Source organism: Parabacteroides timonensis, assembly GCF_900128505.1.
Classification (GTDB): domain Bacteria; phylum Bacteroidota; class Bacteroidia; order Bacteroidales; family Tannerellaceae; genus Parabacteroides; species Parabacteroides timonensis.
In genome coordinates, this window is record NZ_LT669941.1 from 2,502,373 (window position 1) to 2,519,781 (window position 17,409).

Consider the following 17,409-nt stretch of genomic DNA (forward strand, 5'->3'; position numbering starts at 1 on the left):
GATGTAAACCATGAGTATTACAATCAATGTCGTATGTTACAAGTCTAAAGTTCTAAAAAACAATGAATCACCTTTAATGTTACGTATCTGCAAAGATGGCAAACGGAAGTATGAAAGCATTGGAATTTCCTTTGCCCCAAAATATTGGGACTTCAAAGTGAATAAACCTACCGCCAAATGTCCTAACAGAGAGTACATTGAAAAGGTGATTACGGAGAAAACAAAAGCCTATACGGATAAAATTCTGGAATTAAAGGCTATGGAGAGGGAGTTTACTGCAACCACATTGGCGGAGAAAGTGAATAACCCTGTAAAACTAAAAACCGTCGGGGATGTCTTTCTGGATTATATGGAGAGGCTGACAGCGGAGAAACGCACAGGCTACATGCTTTCTGTCAAACAAGTTTATAACTCGCTTATAAGGTTTAACAAACATCTGAATATCTATTTTCCTGATATTGATACAGCATGGTTGCGGAAATACGAGACCTGGTTACGTTCCTGCAATATCAAAGAAAATACGATAGGCATACGTTTCAGAACATTACGAGCGATCTATAATCTGGCTATTGAGGAAAACATCGTCAAAGCAGAATATTATCCTTTCAATAAGTATAAGGTATCTAAGCTGCATGAGGAAACAGCCAAAAGAGCAATCACGAAAGAGGATATAAATAAGGTTCTCTCTTACAAGTCCAGCAACCCATTTACGAGACTACCTATCGACCTGTTTACTTTCTCCTACATCATGGGTGGTATCAACTTCGTGGATATGGCATACCTTACAAAAGAGAATATCATTGACAATCGGTTGATCTATTCCAGACGCAAAACAAGTAAATTGATAAAACTGCCATTACAGCCGAAAGCCATTGAACTGATTCAGAAATACGCTGATCCGGACAATCCCTACCTATTCCCTATCCTGTCTACCTTTCATAAAACAGAACAGCAGCAACGGAACAGGATTCATAAGGTGATTACTAAGACGAATAACCGCTTAAAAGTTATCGGCAAAGAGTTTAACTTGCCTATCGAATTGACAACATACGTTGCAAGGCACAGTTTCGCAACTTCGTTAAAAAGGTCGGGGGTGAACACCTCTTTAATCAGTGAGGCTTTAGGACATAGCTCGGAGAGAGTAACACAAATTTATTTGGATAGCTTTGGCAATGATCAAATGGATGATGCAATGAAGAATTTGCTCTAAATAAAAATAATCTCATTGGCAGCAATGCTGGTGAGATTATTTTTTTACTTTTACACGCAGAAATTGAATCACAATGACTGCGAAAACAACGCTCATACCAATAAATCTACCAGATTTCAGACGGCTTGAACCGTTAATGACTAAATATTACGGTTTTGACAGATATATGTTACATCATGAAATAGAGGCATTATATCAAGTACATAAATATAAACTTGATGATTTCGCAGAAGGTAAGGACTTATCACCATATAAAAGAGAAAGTTCCCTGATGTATGAATCTTTTGGAGCAACAGCTTTCGATATTGAGCGATATACTCCCAAAAAGAAAGATGAATACATAAGCTATCAAGATGTCATATTTGATTCTGACTCTACCTTATACATATCCGTTTCAAATGATAAGCTGGTAGATACCATACTAACACTCGCTGATGGTTATGGCTTAACCAAAGAAATTGATGATGATGTGGTAAATATACTTCTTTGGATGGCTGCTATTTATGAAAAATATACTCGCAATTCCTTTGTTCGACCTGATGATATTGAAAACAACTATGATTCTTTGGCTTATGCCAAATCAGTACGTCCAGAAATGCTGCAACTATATGAATTTCTGAAAACAAGCAAATTAACCAATTTGCAAATCAAAAGTCCAAACGGTTCTGTCACAATACCCAATTCAGAAGCATGGTTCACAACCCTGTTGGAGGACTATCTGAATATATATTTAGGTGTGAACGATCTGGAAGAAGCGCAAAACGAGCTTAAATTTACCTATGGTAAAAAGTCCGGCAGGAAATTTGATGATCCAGCTTTCAATATCATGGCAATGGGCACATTCAATATACTGCAACATTCCAGTATTGCCTCTACAAAAGCAGGAACAATCACAAATCAACAATGTGAGTTCATTCTCGAGTATTTAGAAACAATTGGCTGCTTCAAAAATGATGACAGGAAAAATGATATGAACTACATACGCTCCGCTATTTCCATAATGAAAAAGCAAAACTTTACTTCGAAATGGGATTATCTACTTAACTTCACACTCAAACGCTCACCAAACAATCCAACAGAAGGCTATTATTGGTAATTTTTTTCCAAAACATAAAACCATTTAATGACATAAACCACAACCACATAAAGAATACCCCATTAAGTCGTATTTATTGTTTATACCCCAGCTCCCGCCAAAATCAGATATTTGCAGTGTAATCAACTACGAGAGGTGCACATCTCGATCAGTTGATTACCTGAACTCCCGAACAGGAAAGAGGGAACAATAAAAACATTTACAATCATGGAAGCATTAAATATCAACACTGAAAACCAATTCGTTAGAAAATATAACAATATGGGTGCACACAATGCAGCCAAACTGATGATGCGGAAGTACGAGAACCTGACTGTTCAATTCAAGACAGGCAAAGACAATTTCCCTTATGCTTGGTTGGAATCCAAAAGCATGGCAGGCTTTAAACTAAACTTGAACCAGAAAGAACTTACCTGGCTGATGGGTTATCTGAAAGAAGGAAAAACGGAAGATTTCGGAACTGAACCGGAAAATGTGGAAGCCTACGAAAAGGATAAGGACTATGATTTGCAACTCGCAATGTTCAAGCACTTGGTCGAAGGCGGTAAAGTCCTGCAATTTGTTCCCTTGTTCCGCGAGACCAACGGATATATAACCGCTTATGCCTCTTACAAAAAAGGGAAGATCATATTTCGACTGAAAAGAACAGATGACTTGATTGAATACCTGGCAGAAAAAGAACTGATCTGATAATAACCAATTGAGTGGTAGTCTACAAAACTATCACTCCTATTCCTATAAATCATTAAAACACAAGAAAGATGAATACACAGACTATATATATTAGCAAAAAAGAAAATGGTAAAATCCAGTATCTGACAGAGGTACTACCAATGATTCCGACCAATACTATATTATATAAAACGCTTACAGGCTTGGGAGCTACCTATGGAGAGTTAAAAGCAGACCGTAATTCAATCATTATCGAACCGAACGTCCCTGTTATCGTTGGTAAATGCAGTGATCCGAAACATAAAGAAGATAACCTGTTTGGCGTGTACGAAGGTATTTATGCGGAAGATATTATCAAGTATCTGGAAAAATCTATGGATAAGCAAATAAAAATCCTGACTACTCCCGAAAGTTTTCACAAGGTGAAAGAAGCTTTTGAAGCAATGGATATGGATATATACGGTACATGTTTCCTCTTGTTCGACGAATGTCATAAGATCGTGAAAGATGCAGATTACAGATCGGATATAACTCTACCGTTTGATGATTTCTTCTTGTTCAATGAAAAGGCATTGGTATCTGCAACTCCCATTTCTTTCAGCGATCCCCGGTTCGAAAAGCTGAAATTCCAAATTGTTAAAATCGAACCTACATTTGAGTATAAACTCCCTGTTAGATTGATCCATACAAACAACGTATTGGAACAGTTGAAAAGGACACTTGACAAACTGGATGCAACTAACATTTGTTTCTTCGTCAACTCTACGGATATGATCTATTCTTTTATCAAGCAACTGGATATTGAAAGTGAATCGACTGTGTTTTGCGCAAAGAAGAGTGTGGAAAACCTAAAAAGTCAGAAATTCAAACACGCATTCGAGCAATGGAGCAAATCCAGAATGGAGAAATACAACTTCTTCACCAGCCGTTTTTACAATGCACTGGATATTGAATTGGATATAAAACCAACGGTCATTATGATTTCAGACGTATATTTTTCTGAATACTCCATGATCGATCCGAATACGGATGCGATACAGGCAATCGGAAGATTTCGTAATGGAGTAGACAGCGTATATCACATCTTCAACACAAATGCGAATTTACCCGTCCGCACGAAAGAAGAGATCAATATCTACCTGCAAGTGAGCAAAGAGGTCCATAACACAATAAAGAAGTTTTATGATTGCGCAACTTCCGGAGAAGCAAGAAACGCCTATCGTGAAGCATTGAAAGTGTTGCCATTCAATAAAATGTTGGATAAAGAAGGAAAAGAGAATTTCTTTGCTATCGACAACTATGTGGATGAAGCCCTGCTCAAATCAAGTTACAATGAGAAAGAAAAACTGATTGCAAGTTACAGGTGCAACCGATTATTCGATTTGGATGTGGAATCCGCCTATTTCCCTTTCGGAGATTTCGAGCGATTGAAAAAGGACAGCAAATATGCTTCTTTGAAGGATAAACGCAAGATGGTTGTCTGCCAGTTGGAATTACTGAAAAGTGATGATGAAACCGAGATGATCCGCGACTATAAAAATGAATTGCGACAGGCTGATCCGTTTATTTACGAGGCATACGAAGTGATCGGAAAGGAGATGATCGAATCTCTGGATTATTCCGTAAAGCGAATTAAAGAGGCTATGATTTTAAAACAATACAGGGAGAGAACCGAAGGAACAGAATTTATCCAGTTGATAAAGAACTCCTTCAAGGTAGAACAAAAATATACGATGAAATACATTAAGGAGGAATTAACCCGTATTTATACACTTACCGGAGTAAGACCTCAAAAGGCGATCACGGGGCAATCCATAAAGGAGTTTTTCCATGTGAAGGAGATTAACACGGGTAGAAAACGTAAATTTCTATTAGTCGAGGCTAAGATATGACAGTACAACATTTTTGAGAAAATAATGGTTTTATAGACCCTGTTCAAAAAATGTTGCGTGATTTTCCAGAAACATACTTCAACTTTGAAAATAAATCCTTTGGTTATTTGACTAGAGGATTTTTTCATTTATAACCATTTAAAGAAGAAATGCCAGCTTAATCCGGTGTGTTCTCTTTTAAATGGTATGATCTTCTATAAACACAAAATGGATGCCTTGATTTCTCAAAACATCCATTACACACAATTTGTAATTAAGTTGAAATATTTAATACAAAGAGATTTAAGTCATTATAATACAATCGTCTTTAGCTTTTTCATTTGATTCTGGTATATCAAAATTTAAAGCCTTTATGAAGTACATGAGACTGCTTATTTTTTCCTTTGGATAATTACGATTATTCATTTTATCAACGAAAAATTCAAAATTGGGACAGTTATTGTAAATAATTTTCATCAACTCTTTGTCATACTTTGGTGCTTTCATTTCCAGCCTCTTACAGTAAGACACAACCCTGTTGTAATAATCAACCAGAAGTTGTTCCGTTGGAGAATCCGCTTTTTGCTCTGGGAGATCTTCATAAATAAACTTATCCGTTATGACATATCCCGTTTTAGCTTTGCTTATTACCTGTAAAGAGATACCTAAGCGAGTCAATTCCTTGATTTTATTCAAACCTACATGGAGCAATTTTTGCTTTCCTATTTTGTCCAAACTATACAAAACCGTATTGCTCCCATTGATTCCCAAACATTTTAGCAAAAGTAAGAATCCTTTCATGTCACTAGAAATTTCTTCTTTCAAAAAATCATAGTTCAAACGAAACCAATTTTCACCTAGATTTGAATCTGGTATTTTGATTGAATAGGTATTTCTGTCAAAAACACCCAATTCCCCTTTTATCTTTTCTGTTTTTATATCTATCAATCCCAATTGTTTAAACTTCTTGATATAAGTAACAATCGTTCTAGTTGTGCATTCTGCCATTTCTGCTAGTGTCTTTTCTTTTATATGGGATATATACATCTTTCCGTCATTGTTAAGATCCGTATTCAGGACAATACTACAAAATACAAAAGCCTCTTTATGAGTCAATTTTAAAAGTGAATCCTTTGAGATTATGCGATAATTCATCAGGGACATGAATAAAATAAAAATAAATCGTATCTGTGAGATTGATATTTCCGCTTTTGTTAGAAAGCGTGAAATCATTCATTAAGTATTTAGTTTGTAAGTAATTAGTAAGGGAGTGAAAAAAGTAAACTACCCTATGGAAAAAATTAAACCGCCTATTTATTAGACTTGAAAATTAAATCTTCTTTATTTATTGGGATCAAAATACCCAACTTCATCAATTTTTTATATTGAGAGCTACTTAAATTCAATGATTTTTTACAAGTCAATCTATTTGGATATAGATTATTAGTTCGTATATGCAATACCATTTTTGAGATAACTATTTAGTGAGAAAGTTTGTATCTGGGATTATCTCGTGAAATTTTGGAATATCAGTATCTGATTCTATTGTAGAGATATACAAAAGTATAAAATTGGCAGATTGTAAAAAAATGAATCTTTTACAATCAGGATTATGAGTGTAAGAGATACTTACTGCTTTAAAATTTACTTCACCGGTCAACACATATATGTAATATGCGCTAGAGTGCTGTATCAATTAAATCCCCCACTACCCATCATTAGGGAAATGAATTTATTCCGAGCAGTGGAGCACACAAAAATGTTTTATATCTCTCTGGTATCACCTATGTTAATCCGTATTGAAATGATATTTGGGGAGAAAGAGATTTTTAGCCTAATCCTTTTTGATACAGTTAGCTATTTATCTGAATTTCTTCCTTTATATGGCTTGATAATTAATATGCAAGCTATACAAAAAAGAGGAAACACATTTTCACACAAATACAAATCCCAAAAACATCTTATCATGAAAGGAAAATTCAAAATCGGTATTTTATTATGGCTATTAGAACAGGTTTCATCTATTAATGTAAGAATAGTATGAAGGAACTGTTATTCATTGTACTAGCCGCATTAGGTATCTATGTAGGCTACGCATTACTTGTACCCCTTATTCTAGTGTTCATACTTTACCTACTTATTAGCAAATTAATAGGAAGAATAAGACGCAAGTGAAAATAGATGTTTAATATTTTAGTCGCAACGATTGGATAGTAGAACACTTTTCGTACATTTGTTGCAATCTCATACGCCTAAAGAGATAGGATGACATGAGAGGACATACGTTTAACGAAAGGTGTTATTGAGATTATCTTCTATTGACAAATTCTCGCAAAATTTGAAAGTAGTATGAAGGTGATAGCAATAGCACCCGCATCATTTGTATTAAACTTACCTGAGAGGGTAAATTATATACGAAACTGGTGTGGGTTGCTGTTGCTTTATCCATACTACAGGCAATGCGAGAAGCCGGTCAATAGGATAAAGCAAATACAGTTCCCACACCTTTTATTTTATAATCCAACCGGAGGGAACAGGGAGGGGAAAATTTAATTGTTATGACTAGAAAATTACTTTTTATGCTTATTGCTGTATGTACTTTGTTCAGTTGTGGAGGTGATGATCCTGTAACTGATGATCCGATTAAACCGGAACAACCAGAAAACCCACAAGATCCTGAGAAGCCAGAAAAGCCAGAAAACCAAACGAAACAGATAAAAACAATGACTGTTTTTTCTCGAAGTGGATATTTTGTAGAAAATAATCTTTCTTATGATGAAAAGAATCGGATTTCTCTGATAAAGTCACATGTTAAGTCCTCCTACTATAAAGGACAAGATGTTGTTACAGACTTTTCGTATAAAAATGGTTTGATTATGATGGAAACTAAGTACAATGGAGCTACAGATAAACTGGAAATGTTCTTGAATAGACAAGGCTTGGTTGAGAAAATTAAATATGCATGGGGAGGATGGAGTACTTCTGCTGAATCTTTTGAATATGAAAACGACTATTTGGCAAAGCAAAAAGACGTGAGTGAGGACTCTTATGTTTATAGATATATGAATGGAAATCTTACTTCTTATTCATATTTTGAAGATGGTATTTATGAAAGTGTATATCAAATAACCTATACTAATAAAGAAAATAAGCTTGGTGTCTCACCGTTGCATCTGAGGAAATATGACAAAACAATAGACATTCAATTCCCTTTTGAAGACTTGAATGACAGATATTTGTATTATGGATTTTTCTGTTTTTATGGAGGATTATTTGGTAAACCGTCTAAAAACATGGAAGAAAGTGTAACGTGGGGTGGATCACCCATTTCTTATGAGTATAAGTTTGACAAAGATGGCTATCCAATAGAAATCACCAGCAAATATTTTAACAGGGATGGTGAATATATTCCGGATAATGAAGAATCCTTTACTACAAATATCGAATATTGGGAAGATTAAATTTTCTGCATAGGAATAAGGTACGAGTTTGAACCTATCAAATGATGAGATTCAAAAATGTGTCTTATTCTTTTATATGGTATAATATTATAACTGAGATAATTAACTAATTTATTAATCAATGGATCACGTAAACTGAGATGTAAACCAGAAAAAGGATAATGAGAAAACAACAAATAAGACTACTGCTAAAACACAATAGCTCAGTTGGTTGCTTACGAAGCCGAAGGCTTTGAAAGCCTTGAGAGCAAAGGACTGAAAATCCTTGTGTCCCCGGTTCGATTCCTGGTGGCACCACAAAAAATCAAGCAGTTACATTTATTTGTAATTGCTTTTTTCATTTCAGCACCACACATCTTTAATTTAAAACTTATAAGATTGTTACAATTTCATTCTTATCTTTTCGAGTCGTAAAGCGTTCCGGTTGTTCTTTAATATACCCTAACGAGATTATAGCTACCGGATATTCTCCTGATGATAACTGGAAGTTCGTTTTAAATAAATTCAAGTCAAAGTTACAAACCCAGCAGCTACCTAGTCCTACTGCTGTTGCTGCCAGACAAATATGTTCCGTAGCAATGGCCGCATCAATATCAGCATGATTCTTATTATCCGATTTACGTACCCAAGCCTTCGTTTCATCAGTACAAACAACAATATAAGCAGGCGCATTTGCAAACCACTCTCTATCATAGCACTGACGGAGCTTCTGTTTCTGCTCTTCACTAACGACAACCATAAAATGCCATGGTTGATAATTAACTGCAGAAGGAGCCAATCGCGCACATTCAATGATATAATCTATTTTAGACTGTTCGATCTTATCTGCACTATAATTTCTTGCAGAAAAACGTTTTTTAGAAAGTTCTAAGAAATCCATATCTTACTTATTTTCTTTAATGCTTGGAACAAAGTTATACAACTTAAATTTCATCTCCCGGCTCTGCATAAATCTCATACTTAAAATAATCTTTAAAATATTTGTCATAGCATTTTAGTAATACTATTTTCGACTTTGGAGTCAACCAAATACATTGAGGATATGCATTCTCTTTTTTGTAAGTAAATATTTTATTATATTTTTCTACAAGAGTATCATCCGTAAGATCATAAATGGGAGATGAATATAAAGAACTTATATAATCGGAAAGTATTTTCTCACTTTTCAATATAAATGCCTGTTCATCCTGATTACCGTTTAACAAAAGAGACAATTCCACAGATGGAGTATCCTGATGCATATCTTGAAAGGTCACAATATCCCTATCCTTAAAAAGAACATCTACATAGCCAGTGCCATGTCCGATAGAACCTTTTATATCTTTCCAATTGTATCCTAAAAAGTCTTTATCATCTGTTATTTTTATAGGTAATGTATCACTTTTGTAAATAAGTTTATCCTCCTTGTATCCTAACAGGAAAGTTTCATATTCACCAGGAAAGAAAAAGTTATGAGACCATTTAAAACTAAAACTAGAACTAAAATCTGTTCTTTCAAAAATTTTATAACTACCATCCAAGCCCGAAACCTTCCAGACTACAGAGTCATAATGCGCACGTAAGTCCGAAAGCATAACAGTCCCTTCTGTCTGTATCTGAAACTCCATTAAATCAAATATGTTCTTCTGGTCCGTATTCACATACAGATTCAATACAGGCATATCGTTTTCATTTTCTATATTATCTTTATCGCCATTATTATCTTCATCATTATTGTCTGGAATATTATCATCTATCTCAGAACAAGAAAAGAAAAACAATGCAGTAAACACTAAATAAAGCCACTTTTTCATACTCAAAATATTATTCAGATTACAATACAGATGATAAATGTAGTAAATATATTCAACAAAGACACACAAGTCAACTATTTTGACGGAGAAGAGAATATCCAAGAGAAATGGAAAGAACTGCTATAACACCTTTTCTTTTAGAATATAGTCTATCAGGGAGTCCACTCTAAACTATTTACCAAAGGATTATCCACCCGGTATTGTATAAGCTCCCGATAGTTTTTTACCCCTCCAGTGAAAACCGCATGATAAATCTCTATACCGGGAATATTTACATTATCCGGCATATCATATTTGATCTGCAGAATCGTCCTTCGGATATCAGATGTCAAATGCCGGATAATGGCATCTGTCACCTTTTCTACCACACCATCGTATTTGGAGCCGTTACGAAGATGAATCATATCAAACTTCCATAAATTCTTCTCTTTATCTTTATACAAAGCATGCCATTCGATACATTCTTCCTCAGTATTGACCAGGTTCTTATATTGAATTTCTTCCAAAGCTAATTTTTCTGCCAGTTTACCCATTACAGCAAAGCTATCAGCAATAACCAACTCATCGGTATAGATATGCATGTCAATATCTTTGTTCTTCATTAACAGGCCAGTCTTCAGTGAACCTACAATATTAACCTTGGCACCAATACTCTCCCAAACTGAAACAATATGAGTATTCTCCAGAATATCCCAAGCTAGTTGCTGATTGTGTTTTGAAAGTTCAATTATATCCATTACAATCGATTTAGGGCTACGAAAATACAAAAACGAGCTTGATATATAGCTATAAATAGCTATTTAATACCTCAGGAGACCAAAGTAACTTTGCCAACCTAACAACAAGTATAGCATTATGATATTTAATCAAACAGAAAAACAAGAGAAAGAATATTTGCTACAAGTAATCGACATTCTAAAAGATTCGATAAATAACACGGATACATCAGTCAAAGAACATGTAGAAACATTACAAGAGTATAAAAGTTATATATGGTCAAACAAAGATATCGACCCTCACGAGATCCGCTCCATGCGTGAAAGCATTCTCAACCATTTTGCACTAGGAGAAAAAGTTATTGATAAACGCAAACGGCTAAGTAAAATACTGGATATCCCCTACTTCGGACGAATAGATTTTTCAGAACTTAATAATCAAAAGAACAACCCTTTACCCATCTATATCGGTATACATACTTTCTACGACATCCATACCAAAATGAACCTGATCTATGATTGGAGAGCCCCCGTTTCAGGTATGTTCTATGATCATGAGTTAGGAGAAGCTTCATATATGTCTCCGGCAGGTGAAATTAAAGGAGTCGTTTCCCTGAAACGGCAATACCGCATCCGGAATGGGAAAATGGAATATATGCTAGAAAGTTCCCTGACTGTTCACGATGACATTCTACAAAAGGAACTCAGTGCCACTACCAATGATAAAATGAAAAATATCGTCGCTACCATTCAACATGAACAGAACAAGATTATCCGCAATGAAGATGCACAGGCATTAATCATACAAGGAGTTGCCGGATCAGGTAAAACATCCATTGCCCTGCACCGCATCGCCTACCTGCTTTATGCTTTTAAAGGAAACATTTCTTCAAAAGAGATCCTGATCATATCTCCTAACAAAGTTTTTGCTGACTATATATCGAATGTACTTCCGGAGTTAGGCGAAGAAACTGTTCCTGAAACCAGTATGGAACAGCTCCTTTCAGGAGTACTGGATAACAAATACAACTATCAGAACTTTTTCGGACAAGTAGCAGAATTAATGGGTGAGTCAGTTCCAGGCTTTACTGAAAGAATACAATATAAATCTTCCATCTATTTTATTTCACTACTTGATAAATTCATATTATATATCGAAAACAACTATTTCAAAGCCTCAGATATTCAATTGAATAATCACATAATTATTCCCGCCGAGTTTATTGATGAGCAATTCCGTCGATTCAATCGTTATCCCATGCGTCAACGTTTTGAAACCATGACCGATTACATTCTCGAAATGATGAAAGTCCAATATGGTTTCAATATAACCACAGCTGAGCGCAACAGGTTGAAAAAAGAAATAAAGAAAATGTTTGCCGGTAATAATGATTTACAAGTTTACAAAGATTTTTTTAGCTGGATCGAAAAACCGGAGTTATTCAAGTTACGTAAAAACCGCATGCTTGAATACACCGATTTAGCACCACTTGCTTACCTACATATTGCATTGGAGGGATACAATAATCAGTCACATGTTAAACATCTTTTGATCGATGAAATGCAAGATTACTCTCCCATACAGTATAAAGTTATCCAAAAACTCTATACTTGTCGTAAAACTATACTGGGAGATGCAAACCAGTCAGTCAATCCCTATGGATCATCCACTGCAGAAATGATCAAAAAAACAGTTGTTACAGGAGAGGTGATGAAACTCTGCAAAAGTTACCGCTCAACTTACGAAATTACGACATTTGCTCAAAGTATCCGGACTAACGAAGAACTAGAACCTATAGAACGACATGGTGAACAGCCTGCCATACTAAAATTCACAAATCCAGAAACAGAGATTAAAGGTATTATCAATCTAATCTCCACTTTTGAAAGGTCAGATTACAAATCATTGGGAATCATCTGTAAAACAGAACTGCAGGCAAAAGAAATAGACAAACAACTGAAAATTTATACCGATAAAGTCCATTTCTTGTCCAATCAAAGCTCCGCTTTTGTAAAAGGTATTATCATAACATCTTCACATATGGCAAAAGGACTTGAATTTGATGAAGTAATCATTCCCCTGGTAAATAGTAAAAATTATCTTTTGGAAATCGACAAGAGCATATTATATGTAGCAGTAACAAGAGCAATGCATAAGCTTACACTGACTTATTGTGGTAAAAAGAGTACATTTATCGATTATAACGCAGAGTTATAATCGATAAATACGCTCCACAGAAACCATTCTATCCGAGGTTACAACATAGCTTTAATATTAGGAAATCCTTCCTGGTCAACTAAACCAAGGATAGCAATTGTTTGTCGACAAGGGAGTTGTTTTTCGATCATATTACCATACGATGAAGAATTAAATGCTTAATATCTTCCAGTAGGCAACGTAAAAGTCTCTTTATCTGTCAGATAACCATCTGAGGATTTCAGCCGGACAGAAAGACTAATTTCTCCGGCTTTCAATTTCGGTGAAGCATGCAAAGTGACAGTGTAACTCATCCGTTTGCCAGGTTGCAACTGACCGATCGTAACCGGATTGGACAGCTTCACATACTTACCACCTTTCTCCACTTTAATAATAGGTTCTAGATTGTAAGCAGTCTGTTTACCCTCATTCGAAAGAATAAACGAAATACGGCAAGTTTCTCCTGCATCCACGATCTGGTTATTATTCCGGTCTTCCAGATAAATATCTTCTATAACTATGTATGGAAGTTGGTATACCCTGGCATTGGTTGTATTTCTATTGCGCTGATTCTGCGAAGAAGCTGCAGTTGCCCCCAAAACGGTTCCCCCGACCGAACCTACAAACGACCCGATCGCTTCTCCACGATAGCCACCGGCCGCATGTCCGATTACACCTCCGGCAACCGTTCCGGCCAGCATTCCAACCTGTGACCCTACGATCGTTCGCGATGTCGGATCCATCGTTGCACATCCCGTGCCAAATACGGGAATCATCAGAAACAGGAACCAATTCTTCATTCTCATATTAACAAGCCATTTTATTATCCGCTAAAATACAACTATTTAACGAGTAATATCTGATCAAAAACGTATAATATTCGTCTAAACTGAAAACGCTGCTTTAGCTGCAACCGGCATCAATCCAGCGTCAGGTTAAATTCATCTTTCAGTTTTCCCAGAACCGGATTGACACTCAACAGATGTTCAAACTTTTCTGAGGATGTGTAGGCCAAATGTTTCTCATTTGTTTCAATGATACGAATACGCATCTGGATTCGTGTATTTTTAAGTTGCACACGCAAATAATTGAGCAGATCGACACATCCGTTACTCAACTCATCCTGCTGTCCCGGATTATGCACTCCAACTTCAAAGAAGTAATTTTCCTGTAAAACAGGCTTACAGTTTATCATCGTATTCTTCAGATACACCTTCTTATCAATCACTCCGCTTGCGGCATAAGCATCCCAACACCGAACCAGATCCTCTTCTGAGAAAGAGTTTACCATTTCCTGCACAGTTCGGGAATCCTGTTGGGTCATTTGATTCTTCGGTTTTTCCACCCCAATCTCTTTCAGGGAAGTTCCTAAATGGGGAGGGCGAAATGTTTTTTTAGGAGAAGAATCCGGAGGTCCTTGTGGAATATTTGTTGCTGATGAAGGCATATTGGTCGTTATCACCTGCCCGTTATTGCTGTTTATACCAGCAGGTTGTTGGGGTATATGGCTACCTGCTTGTCCGGGTTGACCCGACTGACGGATCGGCTGCCCTTGCCCCATTGGCTGAACGCCCTGAGAAACAGGTTGTCCGGGGGCTCCTGAAACGAGAGGTTCAATTACTCCTTTTTTTTTATCTTCAACAGCTTGTCCGACATTACTAAGCTGGCATAGTTGAATAAGCGTTAGTTCCAGCAACAAACGTTTATTCCGACTGGCACGATAATTCAAATCACAGGTATTAGCCAGTTCGATTGCCTTAAACAACAACTGATCCGGACAACGTTTTGCCATCTCCTTATAACGCTCACGAATGGAAGCTCCCACCTCAAATAAGATCAGCGTAGCCTCATCTTTGCACACTAACAGGTCACGAAAATGAGCAGCCAGACCGGTAATTATATTTTGTCCGTCGAACCCTTTACTTAATATTTCATTCAATATCAGTATAGATGAGCGCACATTTCCAGATAAAATAGCATCCGTCAGACGGAAATAATACTCATAATCAAGTACATTCAGATTATCGATAACAGCCTGGTAGGTTATATTTCCGTTAGTAAAGCTGACTACCTGATCGAAAATAGACAAGGCGTCACGCATTCCTCCATCGGCTTTTTGAGCAATTACATTCAGCGCTTCCGGCTCAGCAGTCACATTCTCACGGGAGGCGACATATTCCAGATGTTCTACCATATCGGCTATCGAGATACGAGAGAAATCATATATCTGGCAACGCGACAGGATAGTCGGCAGCACTTTATGTTTCTCGGTAGTAGCCAGGATAAACAAGGCATGATGAGGTGGTTCTTCTAATGTTTTCAGGAACGCATTGAAAGCGGCCGAACTCAACATGTGCACCTCATCGATGATGAATACCTTATATTTACCGATAGCAGGCGGAATACGCACCTGGTCGATCAGTGAACGAATATCATCTACCGAGTTATTCGATGCAGCATCCAGCTCATGTATATTATAGGAACGTTGTTCATTGAAAGCCTGGCACGATTCACATTCGTTGCAAGCCTCTCCGTCGGCCGTTGGATTCAGACAGTTAATCGTCTTTGCAAAGATTCGCGCACACGAAGTTTTCCCGACACCACGTGGTCCGCAAAACAGATAGGCATGAGCGAGCTTGTTACTTTGTATTGCATTTTTCAGTGTAGTGGTAAGAGACTTCTGCCCTACGACACTACGGAAAGTAGAGGGGCGGTATTTTCTTGCCGATACAATATAATTGTCCATTCTTTGCTTTTTTTTTGACAACACAAAGATATACAAAATAATTCATTTATCTTTGCGAAAACGAAGTTCCATGTCACGCATAAAAGACTTTTATAACAAGTATCTTTCCCGGATAAACGCCTACTGGCTGGTTGTCATCGGATTCTTGATCCTTACTTTCACAGTGGGCGACAGCAACTTGTACAAACGTTATACGTACGACGAAAAGATCCGTAGCCTGGAAAGAGAAATCAAACATTACCAGAAAGAGATTGAGATAAACAGTAAGAAACTGAATGACCTTCATACCGACAAAGAAGGTCTGGAACGCTTCGCACGTGAAGAGTATTTCATGAAGAAGCCGAACGAAGATGTCTATATCATCAAAAAGAAATAATGAATCAAAAAGCAAGAACAATCATTTTTATTATTGCCGGTCTACTGATACTGGCAGGTGCAATCCTGTTCCTGTCCAAGTGGTTTCTGGCTCCCTATATGTTTGCAGTAGGAGCTGCAGGCATGGCGGTCTGTTTCCTGACATTGCCAACCAAAGAGATGGAGTTTCGTGAACGCCGTCTTCATCGTTTCAACATAATCGCCTCTGTCCTGATGATCTGTGCCTCCGGACTAATGTTCAAAGATATGAAAGAATGGGTGATCTGCCTGACGATTGCCGCCGTCCTGTTACTTTACTCATCATTCGTATCCGGAAAAAAGAAATAAATCTCCAACTTTTTCTCCATAATTTCCCCACAATATTTTCCCTTGTGGGGAATTTATCCCACAACCGTGGGGATCCCCCCCCTTATGTATGGGGAATTTCAGGTAAGCACATAAAAAAAGCTGTTACAATACTGCAACAGCTTCTCTGTATCACATTTTATTTTTTACTTACTTTCCGGTTGAATAACTCTTATTTAATAAATCGATCAACTCACCTGTGATATCGTATGAGTCGCCGGCTAATAAAATATTGTCTTCAGCTGTATTACTGAAAATTACCTGATATCCTTTTTCTTTATTATATACTTTCAATTTAGAAACTACAGTGTCGCGAAGTTGTTCATTCAGCTTCTGACGTTCCATCAGCAAATCCTGTGATAATTTTGCATCCAGATCTTTTAACTCCTGTTCTTTCTTCATCAAACGTTCTTGTTCCTGCTGAGCTCTTTCACGGGTAAGGAATGCATTATTTTCCACTTTACGATAGAATTCCTGTACTTCGGTTTGCAGGTTACGTGCTTGTTGGGTAACATTAGCACGTGAATTTTCTTCTTTTTTCAAGAGCTGTTCATTCAGATCCTTGAAGTAGTTATAATTAAGTAAAAGTGAATCGACATTGACATAAGCGATAGGAAGTAAGTTTATGGAATCACCTTCTCCAGATGCAAATGTTTTTGTAACTGTTGATTCTTTCTTGTCGGAGAATTGCATAACGAACAATATCACGACAGCCACCGCGAGCACACCATTAATTACGTAGTTAATGTTCTTCATAAAGTGTAAATTAAATCCTTATTTTATTCTTCTATTTCTTTTACTCTATCATACAGATTCTTTTGCTTCGCTTGTTCACGATCTTGTGTTTTAGCACAATGTATACCTTTTTTACCCAGTGCTCTGTTACCTCCGACATGTGTATTCGGGAATCTTCCCCCCTTCTTGAAT

At 36.7% G+C, this 17,409-nt stretch carries 16 protein-coding genes and 1 tRNA gene; 10 read left to right on the forward strand and 7 right to left on the reverse strand.

The features are described 5' to 3' along the window. Positions 1-10 precede the first annotated feature (10 nt). The 4 genes from BQ7394_RS17595 (at position 11) to BQ7394_RS17610 (ending at position 4,870) form a co-directional block, all read left to right on the forward strand. Positions 11-1,210, forward strand: coding sequence for a site-specific integrase (locus BQ7394_RS17595; RefSeq protein WP_075558620.1), 1,200 nt, complete (start codon positions 11-13; stop codon positions 1,208-1,210). Between the two features lie 73 nt (positions 1,211-1,283). Beyond that, positions 1,284-2,306: a hypothetical protein gene (locus BQ7394_RS17600; RefSeq protein WP_075558621.1), complete on the forward strand. Its 1,023-nt coding sequence runs from the start codon at positions 1,284-1,286 to the stop codon at positions 2,304-2,306. Between the two features lie 207 nt (positions 2,307-2,513). Then, complete coding sequence (locus BQ7394_RS17605; protein WP_075558622.1) at positions 2,514-2,996, forward strand: hypothetical protein; 483 nt, start codon at positions 2,514-2,516, stop codon at positions 2,994-2,996. Between the two features lie 71 nt (positions 2,997-3,067). Then, on the forward strand, positions 3,068-4,870 hold the full coding sequence (locus BQ7394_RS17610) for a DEAD/DEAH box helicase family protein (protein ID WP_075558623.1): 1,803 nt from the start codon (positions 3,068-3,070) through the stop codon (positions 4,868-4,870). A gap of 282 nt (positions 4,871-5,152) precedes the next feature. On the opposite strand, the gene BQ7394_RS17615 is transcribed toward BQ7394_RS17610, so the two are convergent. Further along, a complete protein-coding gene (locus BQ7394_RS17615) occupies positions 5,153-6,004 on the reverse strand; it encodes a hypothetical protein (protein WP_139317727.1) in 852 nt (283 codons plus the stop codon). A 457-nt stretch (positions 6,005-6,461) separates the two neighbouring features. Here BQ7394_RS17615 and BQ7394_RS17620 point away from each other — a divergent pair, with 457 nt between their 5' ends. From BQ7394_RS17620 to BQ7394_RS17635, 3 genes are all read left to right on the forward strand, one after another. Further along, complete coding sequence (locus BQ7394_RS17620) at positions 6,462-6,893, forward strand: hypothetical protein (RefSeq protein WP_075558625.1); 432 nt, start codon at positions 6,462-6,464, stop codon at positions 6,891-6,893. Positions 6,894-7,407: 514 nt separating this feature from the next. Further along, positions 7,408-8,310 (forward strand): DUF4595 domain-containing protein, encoded by a 903-nt coding sequence (locus tag BQ7394_RS17630; RefSeq protein WP_075558626.1) that lies wholly within the window; start codon positions 7,408-7,410, stop codon positions 8,308-8,310. 198 nt (positions 8,311-8,508) lie between these two features. Continuing rightward, a tRNA-Phe gene (locus BQ7394_RS17635) sits at positions 8,509-8,607 on the forward strand. 73 nt (positions 8,608-8,680) lie between these two features. Here BQ7394_RS17635 and BQ7394_RS17640 read toward each other — a convergent pair. The 3 genes from BQ7394_RS17640 to BQ7394_RS17650 form a co-directional block, all read right to left on the reverse strand. Further along, positions 8,681-9,190: a nitroreductase family protein gene (locus BQ7394_RS17640; RefSeq protein ID WP_075558627.1), complete on the reverse strand. Its 510-nt coding sequence runs from the start codon at positions 9,188-9,190 to the stop codon at positions 8,681-8,683. A 43-nt stretch (positions 9,191-9,233) separates the two neighbouring features. Then, positions 9,234-10,103 (reverse strand): hypothetical protein, encoded by an 870-nt coding sequence (locus BQ7394_RS17645; protein WP_082212000.1) that lies wholly within the window; start codon positions 10,101-10,103, stop codon positions 9,234-9,236. Between the two features lie 152 nt (positions 10,104-10,255). Then, positions 10,256-10,840, reverse strand: coding sequence for a hypothetical protein (locus BQ7394_RS17650; protein ID WP_075558628.1), 585 nt, complete (start codon positions 10,838-10,840; stop codon positions 10,256-10,258). A gap of 118 nt (positions 10,841-10,958) precedes the next feature. On the opposite strand from BQ7394_RS17650, the gene BQ7394_RS17655 reads away from it, so the two are divergent. Then, positions 10,959-13,037, forward strand: a complete 2,079-nt coding sequence (locus BQ7394_RS17655; RefSeq protein ID WP_075558629.1) for a HelD family protein — start codon at positions 10,959-10,961, stop codon at positions 13,035-13,037. A gap of 158 nt (positions 13,038-13,195) precedes the next feature. Here the strand turns inward: BQ7394_RS17655 and BQ7394_RS17660 are convergent, their stop codons facing one another. Both BQ7394_RS17660 and BQ7394_RS17665 read right to left on the reverse strand, forming a co-directional pair. Then, entirely contained in the window at positions 13,196-13,822 is a 627-nt protein-coding gene (locus BQ7394_RS17660) for a glycine zipper 2TM domain-containing protein (RefSeq protein WP_075558630.1), read from the reverse strand. A gap of 113 nt (positions 13,823-13,935) precedes the next feature. Continuing rightward, entirely contained in the window at positions 13,936-15,762 is a 1,827-nt protein-coding gene (locus BQ7394_RS17665) for a DNA polymerase III subunit gamma/tau (RefSeq protein WP_075558631.1), read from the reverse strand. Between the two features lie 70 nt (positions 15,763-15,832). Here BQ7394_RS17665 and BQ7394_RS17670 point away from each other — a divergent pair, with 70 nt between their 5' ends. Together BQ7394_RS17670 and BQ7394_RS17675 are read left to right on the forward strand one after the other, a co-directional pair. Then, the gene (locus BQ7394_RS17670) at positions 15,833-16,138 is read left to right on the forward strand and encodes an FtsB family cell division protein (protein ID WP_075558632.1); all 306 of its coding nucleotides are present in this window, start codon (positions 15,833-15,835) and stop codon (positions 16,136-16,138) included. After that, the gene (locus BQ7394_RS17675) at positions 16,138-16,464 is read left to right on the forward strand and encodes a hypothetical protein (protein ID WP_075558633.1); all 327 of its coding nucleotides are present in this window, start codon (positions 16,138-16,140) and stop codon (positions 16,462-16,464) included. Before BQ7394_RS17670 ends, BQ7394_RS17675 begins: the two co-directional genes overlap by 1 nt. A gap of 168 nt (positions 16,465-16,632) precedes the next feature. Here the strand turns inward: BQ7394_RS17675 and BQ7394_RS17680 are convergent, their stop codons facing one another. Then, positions 16,633-17,238: an OmpH/Skp family outer membrane protein gene (locus tag BQ7394_RS17680; RefSeq protein WP_075558634.1), complete on the reverse strand. Its 606-nt coding sequence runs from the start codon at positions 17,236-17,238 to the stop codon at positions 16,633-16,635. Between the last annotated feature and the right edge of the window lie 171 nt (positions 17,239-17,409).

Bases quoted from the DNA above. Each gene is read 5' to 3' on its own strand.
- BQ7394_RS17595 (WP_075558620.1), top strand. From the start codon at position 11: ATGAGTATTACAATCAATGTCGTATGTTACAAGTCTAAAGTTCTAAAA.
- BQ7394_RS17600 (WP_075558621.1), top strand. From the start codon at position 1,284: ATGACTGCGAAAACAACGCTCATACCAATAAATCTACCAGATTTCAGA.
- BQ7394_RS17605 (WP_075558622.1), top strand. From the start codon at position 2,514: ATGGAAGCATTAAATATCAACACTGAAAACCAATTCGTTAGAAAATAT.
- BQ7394_RS17610 (WP_075558623.1), top strand. From the start codon at position 3,068: ATGAATACACAGACTATATATATTAGCAAAAAAGAAAATGGTAAAATC.
- BQ7394_RS17615 (WP_139317727.1), bottom strand. From the start codon at position 6,004: ATGAATTATCGCATAATCTCAAAGGATTCACTTTTAAAATTGACTCAT.
- BQ7394_RS17620 (WP_075558625.1), top strand. From the start codon at position 6,462: ATGAGTGTAAGAGATACTTACTGCTTTAAAATTTACTTCACCGGTCAA.
- BQ7394_RS17630 (WP_075558626.1), top strand. From the start codon at position 7,408: ATGACTAGAAAATTACTTTTTATGCTTATTGCTGTATGTACTTTGTTC.
- BQ7394_RS17640 (WP_075558627.1), bottom strand. From the start codon at position 9,190: ATGGATTTCTTAGAACTTTCTAAAAAACGTTTTTCTGCAAGAAATTAT.
- BQ7394_RS17645 (WP_082212000.1), bottom strand. From the start codon at position 10,103: ATGAAAAAGTGGCTTTATTTAGTGTTTACTGCATTGTTTTTCTTTTCT.
- BQ7394_RS17650 (WP_075558628.1), bottom strand. From the start codon at position 10,840: ATGGATATAATTGAACTTTCAAAACACAATCAGCAACTAGCTTGGGAT.
- BQ7394_RS17655 (WP_075558629.1), top strand. From the start codon at position 10,959: ATGATATTTAATCAAACAGAAAAACAAGAGAAAGAATATTTGCTACAA.
- BQ7394_RS17660 (WP_075558630.1), bottom strand. From the start codon at position 13,822: ATGAGAATGAAGAATTGGTTCCTGTTTCTGATGATTCCCGTATTTGGC.
- BQ7394_RS17665 (WP_075558631.1), bottom strand. From the start codon at position 15,762: ATGGACAATTATATTGTATCGGCAAGAAAATACCGCCCCTCTACTTTC.
- BQ7394_RS17670 (WP_075558632.1), top strand. From the start codon at position 15,833: ATGTCACGCATAAAAGACTTTTATAACAAGTATCTTTCCCGGATAAAC.
- BQ7394_RS17675 (WP_075558633.1), top strand. From the start codon at position 16,138: ATGAATCAAAAAGCAAGAACAATCATTTTTATTATTGCCGGTCTACTG.
- BQ7394_RS17680 (WP_075558634.1), bottom strand. From the start codon at position 17,238: ATGAAGAACATTAACTACGTAATTAATGGTGTGCTCGCGGTGGCTGTC.